Here is an 18,596-nt window from a genome sequence, read left to right on the forward strand (position 1 = left end):
ATCGGGTCCTGTCTCGCGTGTTCGGGATGGGACCGGGGCGGTCGTCGGCCGGCAAGCAGGGCGACCGCCCCGGGGCTAGTCGGACGGGTGCTGGTCAGTCGGCGTCGGTCATGCGCCGGTCGTACGCGGAGCACTCGCAGTCGCAGTTGTGGGAGCGGGTGCAGGGGCACGGCTCGCAGCAGTAGTGGGTGCCGCAGTCCGGGCAGTTGGAGCTGGCGCAGTCTTCGCAGCGGTCCATTTCGGGTCCTCTCGGCGGTGGGTGGAGCGGGGGTCGGTGGAGCTTAGGTCTGGTCGGTGCTCACCTCGTCTCTAGGTACGTGCGTGATGCACATAACCCCGTTCGGGTCCATGACCGCTCTCGCCGCCCTAGCGGCCTCACCAGCGGAAACGCCCGCAGAGGGGGCAACCCCTTCTGGTGGGGGAGTGGCGGACGAATCGGACAGATGCCATGCGGCGAGTGCCCACGCAATGGGCACGGCGTACGCCAGATGCGGCGCCCGCTGGAGCAGCGCCCCGCCGAACGCGAGGGCCGCGGCAGCCCCCGCGCTGCGCGCCAGGAGAGGCCCGCAGCCGCCGGGCGAGAGCCACCCGCCGAGCCCGTGGAGGAGCAGCCCGGAGCCGAGGGTGAGGCGCTCCCATGCAGCCCGCCCCCGGTCGGCTGCCTGCTGTGCCGCGGCCTTCAACTCGCCGCTCACAGGAGCCCGACCACGTAGTCGCCGGCCGTCGATACGACGGGCGACAGGACGTAGCCCGCGGCGCCGGCCGCACCGGACGACAAGCCGAGCGAGATGCCGCACAGGACGCCGAAGAACAGGTCCCAGCGGAACCCGCGCCTGAAGGTCCAGACAGCGATCAGGATGACGGTGCTGATGATGACGACCGCGTGTCCGCCGTCGGTCAGGATGAGGTTCGAGGTACGGGTCACGTTCGGTGTGCCGCCGCCGACGCCGTACTCCAGAGCGGCGTCACCGATCGCGCTGGTGCCCCACAGGGTCCAGTCGGCGCCGCCGCCGAGGAGCCCGCCTGCGGAGAGGATCAGGAGCATCCCATACAGGGCGCAGAGGGTGAACGGGACCAGGTCGAGCAAGGCCTTGATGTTGCGCTTCTTGTGGCCGACCCACCAGCGGGCGATGTTCCAGCCGAGGATGGACAGGCCGATGGTGACGCCGCCGAGGGAAACGATGTTGTGCACAGGGATGTTCATGGGTCACCGGCTCCGGATCGCGACGACGTAGGCCGTGGCCACGATGACGTGGGCCTCGATGGTGGGCCTGTTCGCCCCGGCGGCGGGCGGGTAGTTGGGCGGCGGCGGGATGATGCGGGGGTCCGTCATGACCGGTCCTCCAAGATCTTCCGGCGCAGGTCGGTCGCCTCGCGGCGAGAGAGACCGAACTCGCGGCGCAGCATGTCGATGGTCATGCCGCGCCCGCCCGTAGTGACCGCCATCCAGTGCAGCTTGCGGGCCTTCCTCAGCAGCTCACGGGGGGTAAGGACGATCTGCTCGGTGACCACTTGCCGGGTGGTCTCAGCCGGTACGGAGTTGGTCACCTTGCTTGTCCCGTAGGCGTCCCACATCGGGGTCGCTGCGGGCAGCTCGATGACCGGGGTGGTGACCGCCTTGAGCGCCATGGGCGGTGCCTCGTTGGGGGCAAGGGGCTGGTCGTCGTCGGCCCGCTCGATGGTCACTTCAGCGTTCGCCGCAGGCTGCTCGACGTGACCGGCGAGTACCTGGTGTACCTGCCGCATGAGGGCGCCGAAGGCGAGCAGTGCGGCGGTGGGCGGGACGGCGGCGACCACGTAGTCGAGGAGCGGCACGGCGCTCGGGTCTCGGTTGCCGGTCACTCCGGCGACGTTGAGGGCGATGGAGCCGGCCGAGCCGATGACCGTCAGGGCGATGGCCCACGGGTCGACGTTGTGGGCGAGAGCGGCGCGTAGCCACATGATCTCGCCCGCGATGATGAACAGGTCCAGGCATGCGGGCCATGCCCAGGCGCGCTCGGTGGCTTTGCCCAGGCCGTGTGCCAGGGCCACCTCGGCGAGGTGGGCGTAGGACAGCCAGAACGCGGTGGCGGTCAGGCCGATGATCACAACCCCGGCGCCGATGGCCAGGGCCCGGGCGGCGTCGATGCTCTTCACTTGCCCTCCTGTGCGAGGAGGGCGGAGAGGGCTCGGGCTTGGGCGCGCAGTGTGGCGGCGTGCTCTACGAGGGCTGCGGCGAGTTGGCCGAGCGCCGTCGGGTCGAGGGTCCTCGCGTATCCGGTCTGCTCGACGTGCAGCCCCGTGTCGCGGGTGCCGATGGTCGCGCATGGCGCCTGGGTGAGCATCGTGACGAGCAGGGGGTGGCCGTTGAAGGTGAAGGAGTGCTCGGAGCCGGTGTGGGTGATGTCGACGCGGTACTCGGGCTGGTGGCCTTCGTGGCCGAGGCACCAGGCCGGTTCGGGGATGGTGATGGGCCCGTGGTCGAGGGTCGGCACCGTGACGGTGCGCGGGGCGGTCACGACGTGCCCCTGTCCCGCGGTGCCTGCCACGGGGTGTAGGTGAGGGGGCCGGCGGTGTACTTGCGGAGGTGCGCGGCGTCGGCGGTGAGGTCAGCGATCGTCGTTCCGCCGTCCCTCAGCACCAAGCCGAGGATGATCGCGACGTGGGCCGCACGACGGTCCAGGAGCAGGGTGCGCTCCCGATCGTCCTGCTCGGTGATGTCGGGCAGGGGCAGGTCGACTGCGTCAACGACGGCCTGGAGGAGTTCACGCACGGGCTTGGGGAGCGCGGTCATCGTGCGCTCACCCCCTGGGCGAGGAGGCGGAGGAGCGTGGCGTACTCGCCGCGGGTCTGCTCGGGTCGGACGGGCGGCGCGGCGGCGAGGAGGTCCTGCTCGGCGGTGAACGCCTTCTCGCTGGGGCCGTGGAGCTGTTCGGCGAAGACGAGGGCCAGCGCGAGGCGGGTGGCGTTGTGCATCACGGCGGTGGGCCGGTGGCTGTCGAGCTTGTCGGCGAGGAGGCCGAGGAGGGTGCGGGTGTCGTCGCTCAGGACGATCTCGGGGGTGCTCACCGTGCACCGCCGGTGGGGCGGATGCTGCCGGTGACGCCGGTCTCGGTGGCGCGCACGGTGGTGGTGCGGCCGTCGTGGCGGCGGATGGTGCCGACGGCCACGAGGCGCCGAGCGGGGTTTGGCGGAGTTGTGTCGGCCGACACAACGCGGGCATGATCGGCCATAGCCGAGTCCTCCTGCTGTTATCAGGATGTGGCTGGGTGAGCTCCCGGTCTGGCGTTGACGCGCCTTCCGGGTGCCGGGTAGTCGCCCTCCGGCCGGCGGTGCAGTCGCCTTAGCCGGGGGGCCTACTTGTTTTGATCTTCAGTTGTGGGCTCGGGCGGCGGTGCAGTCGCCGTTCCGTAGTCCTTGATCGCGTTCTGTACTGCGGTGGTGCTGACCCCAATCTCTCGGGCGACAGCAGCCTGGCTTCCCAGCTCGGCCACGCCGTCCAGGAGGGCGTGTGCTCTCCGGATGGCGCTGGCCCGCAGCTCGTCTTGCAGGTCCCTCTGCCGCCTTTTTTCATCAGCGACTCTCTTGCGCCATGAGCTGTTGGGCACAGACGGAACGCTACTACAACCCGGGGTTGCAGGCAAGGTGTCACGCCACATCGCGCACCTTCGTGTCCTCGTCCTGCCACGCCTTCAACTGCAGCCACGTGCACGGCGGCCAGATCGTGGCGCACCACAAGCACCGCGCGGCCTTCTCGTCAGGCATCAGCCGCAGCACAGCACCGCACGACGTGCCGTCACCGAGCAGGGCCGCACAGCTCCCGAGGCGTGTGCCTCGCTCGACCGCCTCGCGCGGGTCGACGATGGAGCGGACCGACTCGGTCACCGCACGAATGTCCTCGGCGAACACGCCTGCGTCCGGCCAGCTCACCGCGACCCAGGGCAGGTGTCCGACCAAGGCGTGCGTCGCACAGTGCAACCGGCCCTCGATGGTGCCCATCGGGTGCCCATCCTGCTTCGCCACCCCACGCTCCTCCCGGACGATGACCAGCCACCGCTCGGCCACGCCCACCAACCCGCCCGGCCCGCGCAGGTCGAGAACGTCCTCCGCCACCGGGAGTGGCGCGTACACGGGCTTGGACCCGCGGCCCTGACCACCGGTCGCCGCCGGGGTGAGGAAGGGCAACAGCCCGGCGTACAGGCCGGGCAGGGACTCCAGCCGCACGCGAAGATCCTTCGTGCACAAGAGGCAGAGGTAGCCGTCCTCGGACGGGCGCTCACACAGCAGGCAGGTGGTCACGGATCGGTCCTCCGTCGTGGCGTGTGGTCAAGGAGGGCCGCCCCGGTACGAGCGGGGCGGCCTTGCCGGTGGTGCTGGGTCAGAAGGGCGGCTCGTCCGAGTAGCCGCCGCCAGCCGGGGCAGCCGAAGGAGCCTGTGCGCCCGCGGTCGTCGACGTGGCCCACGGGTCTTCAGCCGCCGGCCGGGCTGCGGCGGCCGGGCGGGCGCCCTGACCCTGACCGGCGCCGCCGGGCACGTTCTTGGTGACCTTGGCCGAGGCCCGGGCCAGGCTGGCGCCGACCTCCTCGACGTCGAGCTCATACACCGTGCGCTTGACCTGCTCGCGGTCCTCGTAGGACCGCTGCTTGAGGCGGCCTTGGACGATGACGCGCATGCCGCGGGCCAGGGTCTCGGCGGCGTTCTCGGCGGCCTGGCGCCACACGGAGCAGGTGAGGAACAGGCCGTCGCCGTCCTTCCACTCGTTGGTGGTCTTGTCGAAGATCCGGGGGGTGGAAGCGACACGGAACTTGCACACGGCGGCGCCGGCCGGGGTGAAGCGGAGCTCGGGGTCGTCGACCAGGTTGCCGACGATCGTGATGACGGTCTCTCCGGACATCAGCGGTCCTCCTTCGGCGGGTTGGCGGTTCCGTCATTCGGACGGATGGTGGGGTCAGCGCTGCCGTCGCCGGTCGGAGGGATCAACTTGATGTCGCCGTCGGTGAGGTCGAGCGGCTGGAGGTGTCCGCCGCCGATCACGTCGGCCACCGGGCGGAGCTCGCCGTTGCTGTAGACGACCCAGGAGATGACGGGTGCGCCGATCTCCTGGTCGTCCTCGGGGAGCATGCGCCACACGACACTCCAGCCGCCGCCGGGCAGCGCCGCGACGATGCGCAGTGTCTGCGTGACGCTGTGGAAGTCGGGCAGTGAGGCGGCGATAACGCGCCGCCCGTGGTCGTCGAGGACGCGGGGTTCCCCCTCCTCGTCCCAATCGACCACGGGGGTCTTGAAGGCGGGCTTGCTCGCCATGAAGTCGTCGTGGGTCCAGTAGAGGGCGTGGAAGCCGGTCGGTGATTCTGCGGAGTTGAGCATCTCTGTCTCCTTGATCTTGAATGGCTGCCCGGCGTAGCTACCGGGGGGACAAGGGGGGACAGGGGGGACGCTGTTTGTCCCTCCCCCTCTCGCGCGGTACGCGAGTCAGATAGGTAATCCCCTCCCCTTCTTATAAGCGCTGGCCAGCGAGCTGGTTGAAGATGAGACCTTTAGGCTGACGAATGGCTTTCGGCGGTTCCAGCGAGAGAGGGGGGACGGGACGCGTCCCCCGTCCCCCCCTCGTGTCCCCCCTTCAGGACGGGGGGACGGGGCCTGGCCCGAGCTTGCCGCCCGCGTCCGCCACCCACTCCCGGAGCTCTGCGTAGGCGATGGCGTCGTTGACGTACCGCTTGTCGCGGCCCGCGCACTTGGCCCTGACTTCCTTCCGAGTGAGAGGCCCGTTGTCCCTCACCCGCACGGCGACGCGCAGCGCGATGCGGTCGACCGCCTTCTCCGCCCGCGCGTCCTCGGCCGAGACCTTGGCCTGCTCGACGCGAACCTCCTCGACGATCCGCGCCTGCGTGCGCTGCTCCTGCTCGCGCCTGCGCAGCCCTTCGCTGTACCGCAACACGGCGTCGCGGGTCGCACACGACGACTGCCACACCACACGGGCCAACTCCCAGTCCTCAGCATTGACGTGGCGGCGGCCAGCGAGGATGGCCAAGAGAGACGCGACCTTGACGCGCATGAGGGGAGCGTGCGAGTCGAGCGGATTCATCTCGCCGACGGAGGTCTCCCCGCGGGCCTTGGCCAGGTCGGCGCGGCGCAACTCGTCCTTGATGCCCTGGTCGAAGCTGACGAGGATCAGCCCGTCGCGTTCCCCACCGGCGGCAGCCACGGCTGCCGGACGCCAGTCGAGGAGCTCGCCCGGCCAAGCGGGCTGCTCGTCTGGAATGGAGGGGTCAACGACCTGGACCCACAGGAACCGTTGGGGTGTTCCCTCAGCCACTTCTTCGAACAGCGGTGCTGCGGTCTCGGGCTGGAAGCCGACCAGCATGCCCATGCTGTACGAGCCGCTGGGGATGTACCGGCTGGTCTCCTTGCTGGCGTTGGTCTGGCCGAGGGTCTGGCCGACGGCCGCGCTGCGGAGGGTCTCGCCGAGCGTCGACCCTGACCGCTCCTTCATCAGGCGCGTGATGGTGGCGCCCTCGTCGACATAGAAGAACGCGTTGTGCCGGACCTGCTTGCGGACCTTTCTCGTTACGGGCGTCGCAGTCCCGCCTCGTCCCCTGCTGACCTCGCCGGTCTCCTCCTCGACTGTGTCCATGAAGATTTCGGCGACGCCTTCCCCCGAGCCGATGGGGAGCCCGTCGCGGAAGTCGAGGTTCGCCGGCGGGGGCATGAGGCGGTCCGACACCTCCACCCCGGAGGACTTCCCGATGCCCGAGGGGCCGACGATGCCGCCGAACAGGTTGAGCGATGCGAACCCGGCTACTCCGGTGTCGGCGCGGATGCGGTGGGAGACCATGCCTGACAGCCGTGTCAGGGTCGCCAGGAACGCGACGTCACCTGACCGGTTGCGCGAGTGGCCGGCCTGCCGGATGTGCTGCAACTCGGGTCGGGCGGCGTAGAACGACTCTGGCAGGAGGCCGAGCACGCTGTGCTCCGGCGCGCTCTCCTCGGCGGGCGGCGCCTCCTCGGTCCAGTCGTCAGGGTCGTGCGGTGGGATCAGGTCGGAGAAGTCGATGCGGCGGGCCCAAGCGTCCGCGCGTGCGACTGGCGGCCACGGGCGCCGGGGCTGCGCCATGCCTGCGCGCAGTCCGGACGTGATGGTGGCCAGCGCCCGCCCTTCCGGGTGGTTGCCCGCGCGCGCAGCGGTGAGGAGATCCTCGCGCGCCTCGTTCTCGCTCAGTGCTCCCGCGCCGACGAGGGTGCCGAGGTTGAAGGCGGCGGTGTTGATCGTGTTGTTCTGGTCCCCTTCCGGTGCTTCGGTGATTGAGTCGCACTCGGCCTGCACGACCTTGCGGGTGTACAGGTCGTGCCGGTCCGCAGGGATGACGATGTTGGTGGCCGGGGCGGTCGGCGCGGGGCGTGCTTGCAACGCGTCGAGCAGCCAGTCCGGGGCGGCGGCCGGCGGCACGTCCGGGTCTTCGAGGGTGTAGACGACGCCCGTCTGATGCACCGAGCCGGGCCCGATGACGTACGCGTTGCCTGCCCGTACGTCCCCGTCGAACTTGCCCTTCAGGGCGCCGAGTCGGTTGCCCAACTTCGCTTCGGCGGGCGCCCAGTAGTAGTCGTGGTAGCCCTTCGCGGTGAGCACGCGCATGGTCGGCTCGTGTTGCTGACCGAACGCGGCTGTAGCGTCTTCGATTGCGCCGGGCCGGTCGGAGTCGAGGACGATGAGCTGCTGCCCGGCCGGGCCGGTGCACGCGCCGACGGACACGCCGACGTTTTGCAGCTGGCCGCCGATTTCACGGTGTACCCGGTCCTCGTCGCGAGTGTGCACGGTTGTGAAGGCGACGCTCGGGTGCTTGCCCCGGTCGGCGCAGGTGGCCGGGTCGTGGCCGCGTCCGATGCCGGTGCACTGGTCGCCCCCGGGGTGGTCTGCGGGGAAGACCGCGAAGCCGCGTCGCACCAGCCACAGGGCGCCGTCGAGGGGGCTCCCCAGGGCAGGTGGTGGTTGCGTGTCGATCACTGGTGCACCAGCCCGGGGAAGTAGTAGCTGCCGCCTTGTCGACCGACGCAGCGGGAGCGGCGTACCCCGAACGTGAAGGCGCCGGTGTGGCCAGCGGGATGGACGTGCTGCTGGTCGCAGTACGGGCAGAGCACGACGAGGAGCAGTAGGTCCCGCAGCTCGGGGTCGGCCATGTCTGTGCTGTGGGTGGTGACGAGCCGAGCCGTCGCTGGAACGAGACCCGGCTGCGGCGCGGTGGGCGCGGGGGCCTCGCCGAAGAGGGTGGCCGTGGGGCCGGTGGCGGTGCTGTTCACGAACGTGGCTTTCTCTCGCGCCGATGGGGGTGTTCGTGATGCGCGGTCGGCCCGGGCCTGAGTGAGGCCCGGGCCTGAGTCGCGCGCTGTCCGTTACCCAGAGGCGGCGGGAGGCGCGATGAACTGTTCGTGATCAGCCCGGTAGAGCCGTGCGTAGCGAGCAACCTCGTCGTGGATCAGCGCGCCCATGACGTTGCCTGCGGGGGCGTGGATCTCGATGCGCTCGGCGGCGAGGAAGAAGGTGGCGGCGATGGTGCGGCCGAGCTCGATGTGGTGGCGTACAGCGTCGGCGCCGAGCCGGACGATGGCGGTGTGGCAGTCGACGTTGCGGTGGGTCTGGTCCCGGAGGTGCTCCGAGACTTCGCGGGCAGTGCGGTACGCGCCGGTGAGGTCGACGGTGAGGACGAGCCTGACGTCTTGCGCCAGGGGTACAGGCGCCGACGGGGCGGAGAGGGCGGCGGGCGCGGGCAGGGCGACGATGTCGACCGGGTGCTCGATGGGCCAGGCGCCCTTACGGTGCTCGCTCATGCCGCCTGCTCTCTACGGTCGTTTGTCTGGTGGAAGGCCACACGAATTGCAGCCCGCTGGCGGTCAGACAGCGGGGGCGCGGCGTCGACGAGCCGTTGGATGCGCTGCCAGTACGCCGCGTTCCGCGCGGGGTCCGGGTCCCGCACCGGGCGGCCGGAGGGAGTACCCCCGGCCGTCATCGCTGGGCCTCTGCGGGCAGCTCGCCGAGCTCGACGCGGCGGAGCCGGACCTCTTCGGCGGACTGGGCCCGCCACTTCGCGACGGCGACCTCGTCCTCGGGGTAGTCGCCAACGCTGGCCGCCGCGAGCTGGTCGCGCACGGCGCGGAGCTTGGGGAGGAAGTCCTCCAGGCGGCCGATGAGCTGGCCCGTCTGCTCGACGTTGAGTTCGAGTGTCTCCGTGTCGACGTCCACCCAGACCTCGGTGGTGACTCCGAAGATCCGCGAGTCCTGGTTGACCTGCACGACACGGGCGGCGAGGACGATGCTGGCGCCGTCGTCGGTGTGGGCGTCGGCGAACGGGATGGGGGCGAGTGCCTCGACCTTCGGGCCTTCGTGCCATCCCGGGTCGCCGAGCACGTCGTCGTCGTGCTTCGTGACGCACCAGGTGGGGCATCCGGGCAGCTGCGCGGCGAGGAGCTTGCTGACGGATTCGGCGATGACACTGTGGAGCTGCGCCGGGGTCATCTTCGCGGCCAGGGTGGGGACCTCGACGCGGATGCGGCCGGTGATCGCCTCGACGGTTTCGGCGATGGCCGAGACGGGGTGGCCGACGGTCGGCTGTGCGTTGTCAGTGGGCTCTGCGATGATGGTTGTCATGAGCGTTCCGTTCTGCTGGTAGGCGGATTCGAATTGCTCGACTGACAGCGCCTGGGTTGCACCCCGGGCGCTGTTGTCGTTTGCGGCTGACGTGGAGGCGTTACTGTCCGCACCACGTCGGTGCTGTGTAGGTACGGCCTGAGCAGACTGGTGAGCTCGCGGAGCTCCAGCACTACGGCGAGTCGGTACAGGGACTCCAACGACAGCTGGCTCTGGCCGCGCTCGACCTTGGACAGGTGGCCGGGGTCGATGTTGGCGCGCGAGGCGACTGTGCGCAGTGGTAGACCGCGAGCTGCTCGAATTGCACGCAGCGGGTGAGAACTCAACCTCGGCGTTGAATCTGTGGCCATGGCTGAGACGGTAGAGGTTTGCTGTGCCTGAGTCAACCGTGTGGTTCATAAGTCAACGGTCCGGTTCAATATCTCCGAGATCAAAGCGCCGATCTCTCGCCTGGCGTTGACTCCTGCTCTACAGTTGGCGCCATGACGACGTCCACGCTCCCGCTGGAGAAGCCCTCCCCTGCGGCTGGCCCGCTCACCCCGAACCAGCTCGTCTCTCACAACCTGGCGCGCGCCCGGAAGTCGTTCGGACTCACGCAATCCGACCTGGCGCAGCGCATGGAAGAGATCACGGGCAGGCCGTGGTCAAACGCGAGCGTCAGTGCAGCGGAACGCGCCTGGAAAGGCGGGCGCACGCGCCGCTTTGACGCGAACGAGATCGTCGCTCTGTCTCTGGCGCTCGACGTCCCGCCTGCGTACTTCTTCCTGGCGCCAGATGACGCGCCGAAGGACTTCGAACTTCGACTCACGGACGATGCGGTGCCCGAAGAGGACGTGTCTGAGGTTGTCACCTACCGCTTCGACTCTTTTCTTCGCATGTTGGCCGTGACCCAGTGGCCCATGGGCGGTTTCGCAGAGCGCATGGAAGTCCTCTTTCAGAAGTACCTGGCTGCCGCGTACGAACCCGCTCACGAGCTAAGTCACTTCAATTACGAAAAAGGCGTCCCGGTGGTCTCTGGCTCTGCGGTGAGCGAGGACGACCAGAGGCACGCATGGCAAGAAACCATGGATGACGTGGCCAAACAGGCCTACACGCGAGCCCTGCTCACGGCGTTGGCCAAGGCGGGCGCGGGAGACTTGCTGCGTGAGGCGCAGCGTGATTTCGAGCGCCGCATGGATGAGCTGGTGCAAGAGGCGAACGGGATGTTCGAGGACATCGTCGACAAAGCTGACGCCACGGCGAGGGAGGGTAAGCCTAAGCGCGCAATTAGAGTCCGGAAGAAGCGGAAAGATTCCAATGGGTAAATGAATGCTCAGGATAGGTGTGGCCGATAATGCTGCCGGTGAGTGCATGGTGCGGCGTGTGCTAAAGGCCGCCAGGCCATAGCTTCCTGATACGACGTGGCGGCCTCGTGTGTCTACCCGGTAAGGCCGCTAGCCCGCTTCCACTCGAACGCAATGGCGGAGTAGTCGAAGTACCCGCCATCGGGCATCCGGCCCTGACGCGCCGGGAGGATCGTCACGTCGAGCAGGGACCGCAGCACTGCGCGCCGCCGCTCAAGGTCGAGAGCCTTCCACGCCACGCTCACGTCCGCCGCGCCGACCAATCCGACGAGTGGATCTTTCGTGGCGGCTCGGGCCAGCTGCCTGGTCACACCCTCAAGCTGCTTTCGCGCCACATCCGATGCCTCGGTGAACTCGGCCATGCTGATCTGCCCGGAGCCGAAGAGCGCGGCCGTGTCGGTCAGGCGCCTGCGGATCTGCTCGCTCTCCGCCTGTAGCTCGCCGACGTGCACGCCGTCCGGTGCGGGCTGCAATAGATCGGCGGCATCCGGCCTCGACAGCCGCTCGACGATCAGGTCCATGACGTGCTCGTCCACCTTGTCGGCGCGCCGGCCGCCGCCGTGCTGGGTGGGGCAGCGGTAACTGGGCCGATTTGCGCCGCCGGACTTGGTGCACACCAAGCGCTGCGTGCAGCCGTTGATGCCGCACTTGTAGATCACCGATCCGAACCACTTCGGTGTGCTGCCGGGTGACGTCCGGCGGGTCGGGTCCGTGAGGAGTGCCGCCACGGCGCGGAACCGGGGCTCGTCGATGATGGGCTCCCACGCCCCCCTGCCGACCTCCTCGCCCTTGTAGATGGCGATGCCGGCGTTCCTCGCTCGGAGCAGCATGTCCCGCGCCTCGACGTGGGAGATCTGGTTACCGCGAGTCGTCGTGAATCCCTTGTCGCGCAGCCACTTCACCCACCCCCGCACGGATCCGCTGGAGAGCAGCATGTCCGTGCCGGCCTCGATGGCCGCGGCCTCTTCCGGCTGCAGCCGGTTCATGTCGAGGACGGGGACCTCGATCTCTTCACCCGTCTCCTTGTCGGCCTTCTTGCGCAGCTCGCCAGTGGGCACGCCCCACCCGAATGGGCGAATGCCGCCGCCCCAGATTCCGGCCTTCGCCTTCTGCTGGCGCGCGCGGGCGACACGCTCGCCCTTGTGCTCGGATTCGTGCCGGGCGACCGCGCCGAGGATCCGCGCGGTCATCCGCCCGGACGGGGTGGACAGGTCGATCGGTCCGGCCTGGCAGGTGTGAGTGTTGATGCCCCGCCGCTCGGAGAGGTCGATGTACTCCTCCAGCTCGGTGGGGGAGCGGTGCAGCCGGTCGGTGTGCCAGGCGACGACGACGGTGGCGGTGCCGTCGGCCAGGTCGGCAAGCATGCGGCGGTATCCGGGGCGCGGCTTGCCGCTGTACGCGGAGAGGTCGTTGTCGACGTACACCTCGACGACGTCCCAGCCGTTGCGTTCCGCGAGGGCTTCGCAGTCTTCGCGCTGGCGGTCGACACCGAGGTGGGCGCCGGAGCGGTCCTGGCTGATGCGGACGTAGATAACAGCGTGTGTGCGCCGGCCGCTTGGGGTGTTCACCGTCTTCATGTCCCGAGTGTGAACCCTTAGAGGTGCTTCTGTCTGGGGTTCGGGAAGACGACGCTGCTCTCGACCCTGCTGGGGCTTGTGGGGGAGCGCGAGCGGATCGTCCTGGCCGAGGACTCGGCGGAGTTGAAGCCCGACCATCCACACGTGGTGCGCCTGGAGTCCCGGCCCGCGAACCAGGAGGGCGCCGGACAGGTCACCCTGCAGGACCTGGTGCGCCAGGCGCTGCGGATGCGGCCGGACCGGCTGGTGGTCGGTGAGGTGCGTGGGCCAGAAGTGACCGAGCTCCTGGCCGCGCTCAACACCGGGCACGAGGGCGGTTGCGGGACGGTGCACGCCAACGCGGCTGCGGACGTTCCGGCGCGGCTGGAGGCGCTCGGTGCCACGGCGGGGCTCGACCGGGCGGCGCTCCACAGCCAGTTGGGGGCGGCGCTGGCGGTGGTGGTCCATCTCGTGCGGGACCGGGACGGGCTGCGGCGGGTCGCCGAGGTGCATGTACTGGAGCGGGACGCGGCGGGCCTTGTGGTGACGGTGCCCGCGCTGCGGTGGCGCGCTGACGCCTTCGCCCGCGAGCGCGGCTGGGGACGGCTGCGCGCGCTGCTGGGGGATGCGCTGTGACGGGGTCCGGAGCGGGTCCGGTGTACGCGGCCGCGGTGTGTGCGGCGTTGGCCTGGCTGATGGCTGGGCGGGAGCAGAACCAGCGGCGTGCCCGGCTGATGTTCGCGGGCGGCGCGGTGGATTCCGGGGATGGCGAAGGGGACGCCTCGGCGTGGTGGGAGAGGTTGTCGGCGCTCGTGCGGAGGCGGGGGCGGCGGGAGTGGCTGTGTGTGCCGGTGGCGGTGCTGGTCGCTGTACTGGCCGAGTCGTTGCTGCCGCTGGTCGCGGGTGCGGTGGCGGTGCCTCTGGTGGGGCGCCGGCTGCGGGCCGGGGCACGGCGGCGGGAGCGCGAGCGGCGGGCCGGTGAAGTCATCGCCCTGTGCGGGGCGGTGGCGGGCGAGCTGCGGGCGGGGCGGCAGCCGGGGCAGGCCCTGTTCGCCGCGACGGGCACGGGCGGCCTGGGTGCGGCGGAGGCCGAGGTGATGGCGGCGGCGCGGTTCGGCGGGGACGTGCCGGAGGCGCTGCGGAAGGCGTCCCGGGAGCCGGGCGCCGACGGGCTCGTGGGGATCGCCGCCTGCTGGCGGGTGGCGGTGGACGGCGGGGCCGGCCTCGCGGCCGGGCTGGACCGGCTGGAGAGCGCCTTGCGGGCGGAGCGGGATCAGCGGGCCGATCTGCGCGCCCAGTTGGCCGGGGCGTGGGCGACGGTGGCGCTCCTTGCGCTGCTTCCGGTGGCGGGGCTGCTGATCGGCAGCGCGTTGGGGGCGCAGCCACTGAGGGTGCTGTTGCACACCCCGGCCGGGCTCGGGTGCCTGCTGGTCGGCGGGCTGTTGGAGGCTGCGGGGCTGTGGTGGGCCGGGCGCATCGTGCGACAGGGGGAGGGCGCGTGAACGCGGAAGTTGTCCACAGGCTGGGGGTGGCTGTGTCGGTTGTGGCCGCCGGGGCCTGGCTGGTATTCGGGTGGGCGGGGTGGAGACGGGAGCGGCGGTCGCGCAGGCGACTCGCGTCGCTGCTGGCAGTGTGGGCGGGCGGGTCCGCACTAGGGCGGCAACTGTGGTGGAGACGTCCGGAGTTCGTCGGGTGGGTGAAGTGCTGGGCGCCGCTATTGGGCGCCGTGGTCACCGGCTTCGTGCTGGTCGGTGGCGTGGTCGGCACCGGGATCGGGGTGGCTGCGGCGTATGGCGTAGTGCGGTGGCAGCGCAGACGCAGGCCATCCGGCGGTGATGGGCCGGCAGTCGACGCGCGTCAACTGCCCCTTGCCGCCGATCTCCTGGCGGCCTGCATCTCGGCCGGCGCCGGTCCGCGCGAGGCGGCGGAGGCGGTCGGGGAGTCGCTCGGCGGCCCTGTCGGTGACCGGCTGGCGCGGACCGCGGCGGAGCTGAGGCTCGGGGGTGAACCGGCGGCCGCGTGGGGGCGGCTGGGTGCGATACCGGGCGCCGCGGGGTTGGCCCGCTGCCTGGAGCGGGCGGGTGCCACCGGGGCTCCGGCGGCTGAGCCGGTGTCCCGGCTGGCCGACGGCCTTCGTGCCGAGAGGGCGCGGGAGGCGGCGGCTCGGGCGGGGCGGGCGGGGGTGCTGATGGTCGGTCCCGTGGGGCTTTGCTTCCTGCCGGCGTTCCTGGTCACAGGGGTGGTGCCGGTGGTGATCGGACTGGCGGGCGGCCTGATGAACGGCAACTGAAATGAGCGCTCCTGTCGATGAGCGCTCCGAGCGCCGAGAAGGCGGCCGAGAGGCGATCGGGAGGCGACCGAAATGAATCGCGACAGTGGAAATGACCTGGGGGTTGAGATGACGGGGATGGCGCGTATCTGGGTGCGGACCTTGGTGCGGGTGCGGGTGCGCACGGCGGCGATCAGGGCCGGAAGTGCGGACGCGGGGATGACGACCTCCGAGTACGCGATGGGGACGATCGCGGCCTGTGCCTTCGCGGCGGTGCTCTACAAAGTGGTCACGAGCGATGTGGTGAAGGCGGCCCTGGAGTCGGTGGTCGGGAGGGCGCTCAATGTGCCGTTCTGAGACCGGTGCAAGGGCCGGCCGGGGCGGGCACGCGCGGGCGGACGGTGGCTATGTGACGGCCGAGGCGGCCGTGGTGGTGCCGACGCTGGTGCTGTTCACCATGGCGCTGGTCTGGGCGCTGATGGCGACCTCCGCGCAGATCCAGTGCGTGGACGCGGCGAGGGCCGGGGCACGGGCGGTCGCCCGGCAGGAGCCGCAGGGCGCGTCGGTGGCGGCGGCCAGGCAGGCGGCACCGCGCGGGGCGGTCGTCATGATCGGCAGGGAGGGCGATCAGGTGCGGGTGGCGGTGGAAGCCCCCGCACCGGGTCTCGGCGGGCTGTCGCTGAGGCTGCGTGCGGAGGCGGTCGCGCTGGCCGAGGAGACCGTGGGGGTGGCGGCATGAGGAGCTCCGGAGGGGGCGGCGGGAGGTGCGGGGCGCCGGGCGGGGATCTGGCCGGGGGCACGCCCGGGCGTGCCCCCGATGGCCAAGGGGGCGCCGGGGTCGGCAGCCGGATACGGGACGAGGGCGACCGGGGGTCGGCCACGGTGTGGGCGGTGGTGGCCGTTGCCGTGCTCGGGGTGGTCTTCGCGGGGGTGCTGGCCATGGGGCAGGCGACGCTGGCCCGCCACCGGGCGGGTGGCGCCGCAGACCTGGCGGCTTTGGCGGCGGCCGGGCAGTGGATACATGGGCAGACCGCGGCCTGCGGCGAGGCGGCGGGCGTGGCAGCCGCTCAGGAAGCCCGCTTGGTGAGGTGTGTGGTGAGCGGGGAGATCTCCGACGTCACGGCGGAGGCGGGCATGGGGCCGTACAGCGTGGCGGTCAGAGCCCGCGCGGGTCCCGCGGGCCCCGTGGCCGCCGGGCTCGCTCCGGAGGCGCCTCAGGGGCCTGCGGTGGCTCCGGAGCGATTGCGGCACCCCGTCGCCGCTTCGGAACCCCGGCCGAGTCCTGCGCGTCCGGTGCCCGTGCCGGGTCCCGGACTTCGGACAACCCCGGTGCCTCGGCCGATTCCCGCGCTTCCGAGGCACCCGCCCCCTCCAGCGCACCCGCCCCCTCCAGCGCACCCGCCCCCTCCGGGGCGCCCGCGATGAGGGTGGTGAGCAGGCGGACGGCCGCGCGCTTGTTCAGGGGTTCGTTGCCGTTGCCGCACTTCGGGGACTGGATGCAGGAGGGGCAGCCCGCTTCGCACTCGCAGGAGGCGATGGCTTCGCGGGTGGCGGTCAGCCACTCCCGGGCGGTGTGGAAGGCACGCTCGGCGAAGCCCGCGCCGCCGGGGTGGCCGTCGTACACGAAGACCGTCGGCAGCAGAGTGTCCGGGTGGAGCGGGACGGAGACGCCGCCAATGTCCCAGCGGTCGCAGGTGGCGAAGAGCGGGAGCATCCCGATGGAGGCGTGCTCGGCGGCGTGCAGTGCTCCGCCCAGGTGCTCCGGATTTACGCGGGCGGCGTCGAGCTGGTCCTGGGTGACCGTCCACCACACCGCACGGGTGCGCAGGGTGCGGGGAGGGAGGTCGAGCTTGGTCTCACCGAGCACTTCGCCGGTGATGAGTTTGCGGCGCAGGAAGGAAACGACCTGGTTGGTGACTTCGACGGAGCCGTAGCAGAGCCGTCCCGCTCCCCAGGGGATCTCGGTGTCGGTCTCCAGGACGGAGATGGCGGTGGTGTCGCGGGCGGTCGTGGAGTACGGCGGGTTGGCCTCCTCGACCAGGGCGACGGCGCCGTGGGGGTCTTCCAGGTCCAGGTGCTTCACCAGGTAGGTGCGGCCCTGGTGGAGGTGGATGGCGCCGTCGTGGACGGAGGTGTGCGCGGCGGACGCGTCGACCGTGCCGAGCAGCCGGCCGGTGACCGCCTCGACGATCTGGACGGGACGGCCGCCCTCGCCCCGGATGTCGGCGAGGTCGACGGCCCGTTCGCGGCGGGTCCAGTACCAGGACTTGCCGCGGCGGCGCAGCAGAGCGGCTGCCTCCAGCTGCGGCATGAGCTCGGCGGTGGCCGGGCCGAAGAGGTCCAGGTCGGCCTCGGTGAGCGGGAGCTCGGAGGCGGCGGCGCACAGGTGCGGGGCGAGGACGTAGGGGTTGTCCGGGTCGAGGACGGTGGATTCCACCGGCTGCCGGAACAGCGCCTCGGGGTGGTGGACGAGGTAGGTGTCCAGGGGGTCGTCACGGGCGACGAGGATCGCCAGGGCGCCCTCGCCCGACCGCCCGGCCCGCCCCGCCTGCTGCCAGAGCGAGGCGCGGGTGCCGGGGTATCCGGCGATGATCACGGCGTCCAGGCCCGAGACGTCGATGCCGAGTTCGAGGGCGGTGGTCGCGGCGAGGCCGAGGAGGTCTCCGGAGTGCAGGGCGCGTTCCAGGGCGCGGCGTTCCTCGGGGAGGTAGCCGCCGCGGTAGGCGGCGACGCGCTGGGGGAGCGAGCGGTCCACCGCGGCCAGGCGTTCCTGGGCGATGAGGGCGACGAGCTCGGCGCCGCGCCGGGAGCGGACGAAAGCCACGGATCTCACGCCCTGCACGGTCAGGTCGGTGAGCAGGTCCGCGGTCTCCGCCGTGGCGGTGCGTCGCACGGGCGCGCCCTTCTCGCCGTGCAGCTCGGTAAGTGGCGGCTCCCAGAGGGCGAAGACCAGCTCGCCCCTCGGGGATGCGTCGTCGGAGACCTCCTGGACGGGGAGGCCGGTCAGGCGGCCCGCGGAGACGGCGGGTTCCGCGGAGGTGGCCGAGGCGAGGAGGAAGACGGGATCCGCGCCGTAGCGGGCGCACAGGCGGCGCAGCCGGCGCAGGACCTGGGCGACGTGCGATCCGAAGACGCCGCGGTAGGTGTGGCACTCGTCGATGACGACGAAGCGCAAGGCGCGCAGGAAGGAGGCCCAGCGGGGGTGGGAGGGGAGTATCCCGCGGTGCAGCATGTCTGGGTTGGTCAGGACGTAGTTGGCGTACTGACGTACCCATTCGCGCTCTTCGACCGGGGTGTCGCCGTCGTAGACCGCGGGGCGTACGGCGTTGCCCAGGGGGGCCGCGAGGGCCTTCACGGCGCGGCGCTGGTCTGCGGCGAGGGCTTTGGTCGGGGCGAGGTACAGGGCGGTCGTGCCGCGCCCGTTGGGGGCCTCGGAGCCGTCGAGGAGGGTGGACAGGACGGGGGCCAGGTAGGCCAAGGACTTGCCCGACGCGGTCCCGGTGGCGATGACGACGGATTCGCCGTCCAGGGCGTGCTCGGCGGCGTCGGCCTGGTGTGTCCAGGGGTGTTCGATCCCGGCGGACTGGATGGCCGCGACAACTTCCGCACGGATGCGGTCGGGCCAGACTGCATGACGACCCGCTCTCGGGGGCAAGTGCTCCGTATGAGTGATGCGCGTGGCCCGGCTCCCGCCTGCGGCGAGCCGGTCGAGGACCGTACCGGGAGAGGGGCGCGGGCCCGCGCTCTCCGGAGGTCGACTGGGGTGGTGTTTCTTGGCCATCGGACCCGAGTGTGTCACCGGCATGACG

The 18,596-nt window shown here is 71.0% G+C and carries 23 protein-coding genes and 2 pseudogenes; 7 read left to right on the forward strand and 18 right to left on the reverse strand.

Annotated features, from left to right (window positions below; translation table 11 throughout):
- Nucleotides 1-94: 94 nt before the first annotated feature.
- The 16 genes from QMK30_RS07920 to QMK30_RS38725 all read right to left on the reverse strand — a co-directional run bounded on the left by QMK30_RS07920 (nucleotide 95) and on the right by QMK30_RS38725 (nucleotide 9,969).
- Complete coding sequence (locus tag QMK30_RS07920; RefSeq protein WP_283516470.1) at nucleotides 95-238, reverse strand: hypothetical protein; 144 nt, start codon at nucleotides 236-238, stop codon at nucleotides 95-97.
- A gap of 453 nt (nucleotides 239-691) precedes the next feature.
- Nucleotides 692-1,204: a hypothetical protein gene (locus QMK30_RS07925; RefSeq protein ID WP_283516471.1), complete on the reverse strand. Its 513-nt coding sequence runs from the start codon at nucleotides 1,202-1,204 to the stop codon at nucleotides 692-694.
- A gap of 3 nt (nucleotides 1,205-1,207) precedes the next feature.
- Nucleotides 1,208-1,333, reverse strand: coding sequence for a hypothetical protein (locus QMK30_RS07930; RefSeq protein ID WP_283516472.1), 126 nt, complete (start codon nucleotides 1,331-1,333; stop codon nucleotides 1,208-1,210).
- Entirely contained in the window at nucleotides 1,330-2,136 is an 807-nt protein-coding gene (locus QMK30_RS07935) for a DUF2637 domain-containing protein (RefSeq protein ID WP_283516473.1), read from the reverse strand. The genes QMK30_RS07930 and QMK30_RS07935 overlap by 4 nt, the downstream gene beginning before the upstream one ends.
- Complete coding sequence (locus QMK30_RS07940; protein ID WP_283516474.1) at nucleotides 2,133-2,498, reverse strand: DUF6907 domain-containing protein; 366 nt, start codon at nucleotides 2,496-2,498, stop codon at nucleotides 2,133-2,135. The genes QMK30_RS07935 and QMK30_RS07940 overlap by 4 nt, the downstream gene beginning before the upstream one ends.
- Nucleotides 2,495-2,773: a hypothetical protein gene (locus QMK30_RS07945; RefSeq protein WP_283516475.1), complete on the reverse strand. Its 279-nt coding sequence runs from the start codon at nucleotides 2,771-2,773 to the stop codon at nucleotides 2,495-2,497. The genes QMK30_RS07940 and QMK30_RS07945 overlap by 4 nt, the downstream gene beginning before the upstream one ends.
- Nucleotides 2,770-3,048: a hypothetical protein gene (locus QMK30_RS07950; protein ID WP_283516476.1), complete on the reverse strand. Its 279-nt coding sequence runs from the start codon at nucleotides 3,046-3,048 to the stop codon at nucleotides 2,770-2,772. Before QMK30_RS07950 ends, QMK30_RS07945 begins: the two co-directional genes overlap by 4 nt.
- A complete protein-coding gene (locus QMK30_RS07955) occupies nucleotides 3,045-3,212 on the reverse strand; it encodes a hypothetical protein (protein ID WP_283516477.1) in 168 nt (55 codons plus the stop codon). Before QMK30_RS07955 ends, QMK30_RS07950 begins: the two co-directional genes overlap by 4 nt.
- 415 nt (nucleotides 3,213-3,627) lie before the next feature.
- Nucleotides 3,628-4,278, reverse strand: a complete 651-nt coding sequence (locus QMK30_RS07960; RefSeq protein ID WP_283516478.1) for a hypothetical protein — start codon at nucleotides 4,276-4,278, stop codon at nucleotides 3,628-3,630.
- A gap of 79 nt (nucleotides 4,279-4,357) precedes the next feature.
- A complete protein-coding gene (locus QMK30_RS07965) occupies nucleotides 4,358-4,873 on the reverse strand; it encodes a single-stranded DNA-binding protein (protein WP_283516479.1) in 516 nt (171 codons plus the stop codon).
- Nucleotides 4,873-5,346, reverse strand: a complete 474-nt coding sequence (locus QMK30_RS07970) for a hypothetical protein (RefSeq protein ID WP_283516480.1) — start codon at nucleotides 5,344-5,346, stop codon at nucleotides 4,873-4,875. The genes QMK30_RS07965 and QMK30_RS07970 overlap by 1 nt, the downstream gene beginning before the upstream one ends.
- Nucleotides 5,347-5,599: 253 nt before the next feature.
- Nucleotides 5,600-7,981 (reverse strand): bifunctional DNA primase/polymerase, encoded by a 2,382-nt coding sequence (locus tag QMK30_RS07975; protein ID WP_283516481.1) that lies wholly within the window; start codon nucleotides 7,979-7,981, stop codon nucleotides 5,600-5,602.
- Nucleotides 7,978-8,274 carry a hypothetical protein gene (locus tag QMK30_RS07980; RefSeq protein ID WP_283516482.1) on the reverse strand — a complete coding sequence of 99 codons (297 nt, stop codon included), beginning with the start codon at nucleotides 8,272-8,274 and terminating at the stop codon, nucleotides 7,978-7,980. Before QMK30_RS07980 ends, QMK30_RS07975 begins: the two co-directional genes overlap by 4 nt.
- A 93-nt stretch (nucleotides 8,275-8,367) precedes the next feature.
- Nucleotides 8,368-8,802, reverse strand: a complete 435-nt coding sequence (locus tag QMK30_RS07985; protein ID WP_283516483.1) for a hypothetical protein — start codon at nucleotides 8,800-8,802, stop codon at nucleotides 8,368-8,370.
- Between the two features lie 175 nt (nucleotides 8,803-8,977).
- Complete coding sequence (locus tag QMK30_RS07990) at nucleotides 8,978-9,619, reverse strand: DUF6907 domain-containing protein (RefSeq protein WP_283516484.1); 642 nt, start codon at nucleotides 9,617-9,619, stop codon at nucleotides 8,978-8,980.
- Nucleotides 9,616-9,969 (reverse strand): helix-turn-helix domain-containing protein, encoded by a 354-nt coding sequence (locus QMK30_RS38725; RefSeq protein ID WP_502963087.1) that lies wholly within the window; start codon nucleotides 9,967-9,969, stop codon nucleotides 9,616-9,618. The genes QMK30_RS07990 and QMK30_RS38725 overlap by 4 nt, the downstream gene beginning before the upstream one ends.
- 132 nt (nucleotides 9,970-10,101) lie before the next feature.
- Here QMK30_RS38725 and QMK30_RS07995 point away from each other — a divergent pair, with 132 nt between their 5' ends.
- On the forward strand, nucleotides 10,102-10,923 hold the full coding sequence (locus QMK30_RS07995) for a helix-turn-helix domain-containing protein (RefSeq protein WP_283516485.1): 822 nt from the start codon (nucleotides 10,102-10,104) through the stop codon (nucleotides 10,921-10,923).
- Nucleotides 10,924-11,036: 113 nt separating this feature from the next.
- Here the strand turns inward: QMK30_RS07995 and QMK30_RS08000 are convergent, their stop codons facing one another.
- The gene (locus tag QMK30_RS08000) at nucleotides 11,037-12,539 is read right to left on the reverse strand and encodes a recombinase family protein (RefSeq protein ID WP_283516486.1); all 1,503 of its coding nucleotides are present in this window, start codon (nucleotides 12,537-12,539) and stop codon (nucleotides 11,037-11,039) included.
- 36 nt (nucleotides 12,540-12,575) lie between these two features.
- Between QMK30_RS08000 and QMK30_RS08005 the strand changes: the two are divergent.
- The 6 genes and pseudogenes from QMK30_RS08005 to QMK30_RS08030 form a co-directional block, all read left to right on the forward strand.
- Nucleotides 12,576-13,154, forward strand: a pseudogene (locus QMK30_RS08005) (ATPase, T2SS/T4P/T4SS family); the annotation flags it as partial.
- Between the two features lie 59 nt (nucleotides 13,155-13,213).
- Nucleotides 13,214-14,020 carry a type II secretion system F family protein gene (locus tag QMK30_RS08010; RefSeq protein ID WP_283516574.1) on the forward strand — a complete coding sequence of 269 codons (807 nt, stop codon included), beginning with the start codon at nucleotides 13,214-13,216 and terminating at the stop codon, nucleotides 14,018-14,020.
- Nucleotides 14,021-14,214: 194 nt separating this feature from the next.
- Nucleotides 14,215-14,808, forward strand: a complete 594-nt coding sequence (locus QMK30_RS08015; RefSeq protein ID WP_349362049.1) for a type II secretion system F family protein — start codon at nucleotides 14,215-14,217, stop codon at nucleotides 14,806-14,808.
- A 117-nt stretch (nucleotides 14,809-14,925) separates the two neighbouring features.
- Nucleotides 14,926-15,144, forward strand: coding sequence for a DUF4244 domain-containing protein (locus QMK30_RS08020; RefSeq protein ID WP_283516488.1), 219 nt, complete (start codon nucleotides 14,926-14,928; stop codon nucleotides 15,142-15,144).
- Nucleotides 15,131-15,526 (forward strand): TadE family type IV pilus minor pilin, encoded by a 396-nt coding sequence (locus QMK30_RS08025; protein ID WP_283516489.1) that lies wholly within the window; start codon nucleotides 15,131-15,133, stop codon nucleotides 15,524-15,526. Before QMK30_RS08020 ends, QMK30_RS08025 begins: the two co-directional genes overlap by 14 nt.
- Nucleotides 15,523-15,903 (forward strand): annotated as a pseudogene (locus QMK30_RS08030) (Rv3654c family TadE-like protein); the annotation flags it as partial. The gene QMK30_RS08025 and the pseudogene QMK30_RS08030, both read left to right, overlap by 4 nt.
- Before the next feature lie 40 nt (nucleotides 15,904-15,943).
- On the opposite strand, the gene QMK30_RS08035 reads toward QMK30_RS08030, so the two are convergent.
- The gene (locus QMK30_RS08035; RefSeq protein WP_283516490.1) at nucleotides 15,944-18,568 is read right to left on the reverse strand and encodes a DEAD/DEAH box helicase; all 2,625 of its coding nucleotides are present in this window, start codon (nucleotides 18,566-18,568) and stop codon (nucleotides 15,944-15,946) included.
- Nucleotides 18,569-18,596: the final 28 nt, after the last annotated feature.

This window comes from Streptomyces sp. H27-C3 (genome assembly GCF_030063415.1).
In the GTDB taxonomy this organism is placed as follows: Bacteria; Actinomycetota; Actinomycetes; order Streptomycetales; family Streptomycetaceae; genus Streptomyces.

Coding starts and splice junctions, on each gene's coding strand:
- QMK30_RS07925 (WP_283516471.1), bottom strand. CDS start 1,204: ATGAACATCCCTGTGCACAACATCGTTTCCCTCGGCGGCGTCACCATC.
- QMK30_RS08010 (WP_283516574.1), top strand. CDS start 13,214: ATGGCTGGGCGGGAGCAGAACCAGCGGCGTGCCCGGCTGATGTTCGCG.
- QMK30_RS07920 (WP_283516470.1), bottom strand. CDS start 238: ATGGACCGCTGCGAAGACTGCGCCAGCTCCAACTGCCCGGACTGCGGC.
- QMK30_RS08035 (WP_283516490.1), bottom strand. CDS start 18,568: ATGGCCAAGAAACACCACCCCAGTCGACCTCCGGAGAGCGCGGGCCCG.
- QMK30_RS07990 (WP_283516484.1), bottom strand. CDS start 9,619: ATGACAACCATCATCGCAGAGCCCACTGACAACGCACAGCCGACCGTC.
- QMK30_RS38725 (WP_502963087.1), bottom strand. CDS start 9,969: ATGGCCACAGATTCAACGCCGAGGTTGAGTTCTCACCCGCTGCGTGCA.
- QMK30_RS08025 (WP_283516489.1), top strand. CDS start 15,131: ATGTGCCGTTCTGAGACCGGTGCAAGGGCCGGCCGGGGCGGGCACGCG.
- QMK30_RS07995 (WP_283516485.1), top strand. CDS start 10,102: ATGACGACGTCCACGCTCCCGCTGGAGAAGCCCTCCCCTGCGGCTGGC.
- QMK30_RS08020 (WP_283516488.1), top strand. CDS start 14,926: ATGGCGCGTATCTGGGTGCGGACCTTGGTGCGGGTGCGGGTGCGCACG.
- QMK30_RS07945 (WP_283516475.1), bottom strand. CDS start 2,773: ATGACCGCGCTCCCCAAGCCCGTGCGTGAACTCCTCCAGGCCGTCGTT.
- QMK30_RS07965 (WP_283516479.1), bottom strand. CDS start 4,873: ATGTCCGGAGAGACCGTCATCACGATCGTCGGCAACCTGGTCGACGAC.
- QMK30_RS07955 (WP_283516477.1), bottom strand. CDS start 3,212: ATGGCCGATCATGCCCGCGTTGTGTCGGCCGACACAACTCCGCCAAAC.
- QMK30_RS08000 (WP_283516486.1), bottom strand. CDS start 12,539: ATGAAGACGGTGAACACCCCAAGCGGCCGGCGCACACACGCTGTTATC.
- QMK30_RS07985 (WP_283516483.1), bottom strand. CDS start 8,802: ATGAGCGAGCACCGTAAGGGCGCCTGGCCCATCGAGCACCCGGTCGAC.
- QMK30_RS07930 (WP_283516472.1), bottom strand. CDS start 1,333: ATGACGGACCCCCGCATCATCCCGCCGCCGCCCAACTACCCGCCCGCC.
- QMK30_RS07970 (WP_283516480.1), bottom strand. CDS start 5,346: ATGCTCAACTCCGCAGAATCACCGACCGGCTTCCACGCCCTCTACTGG.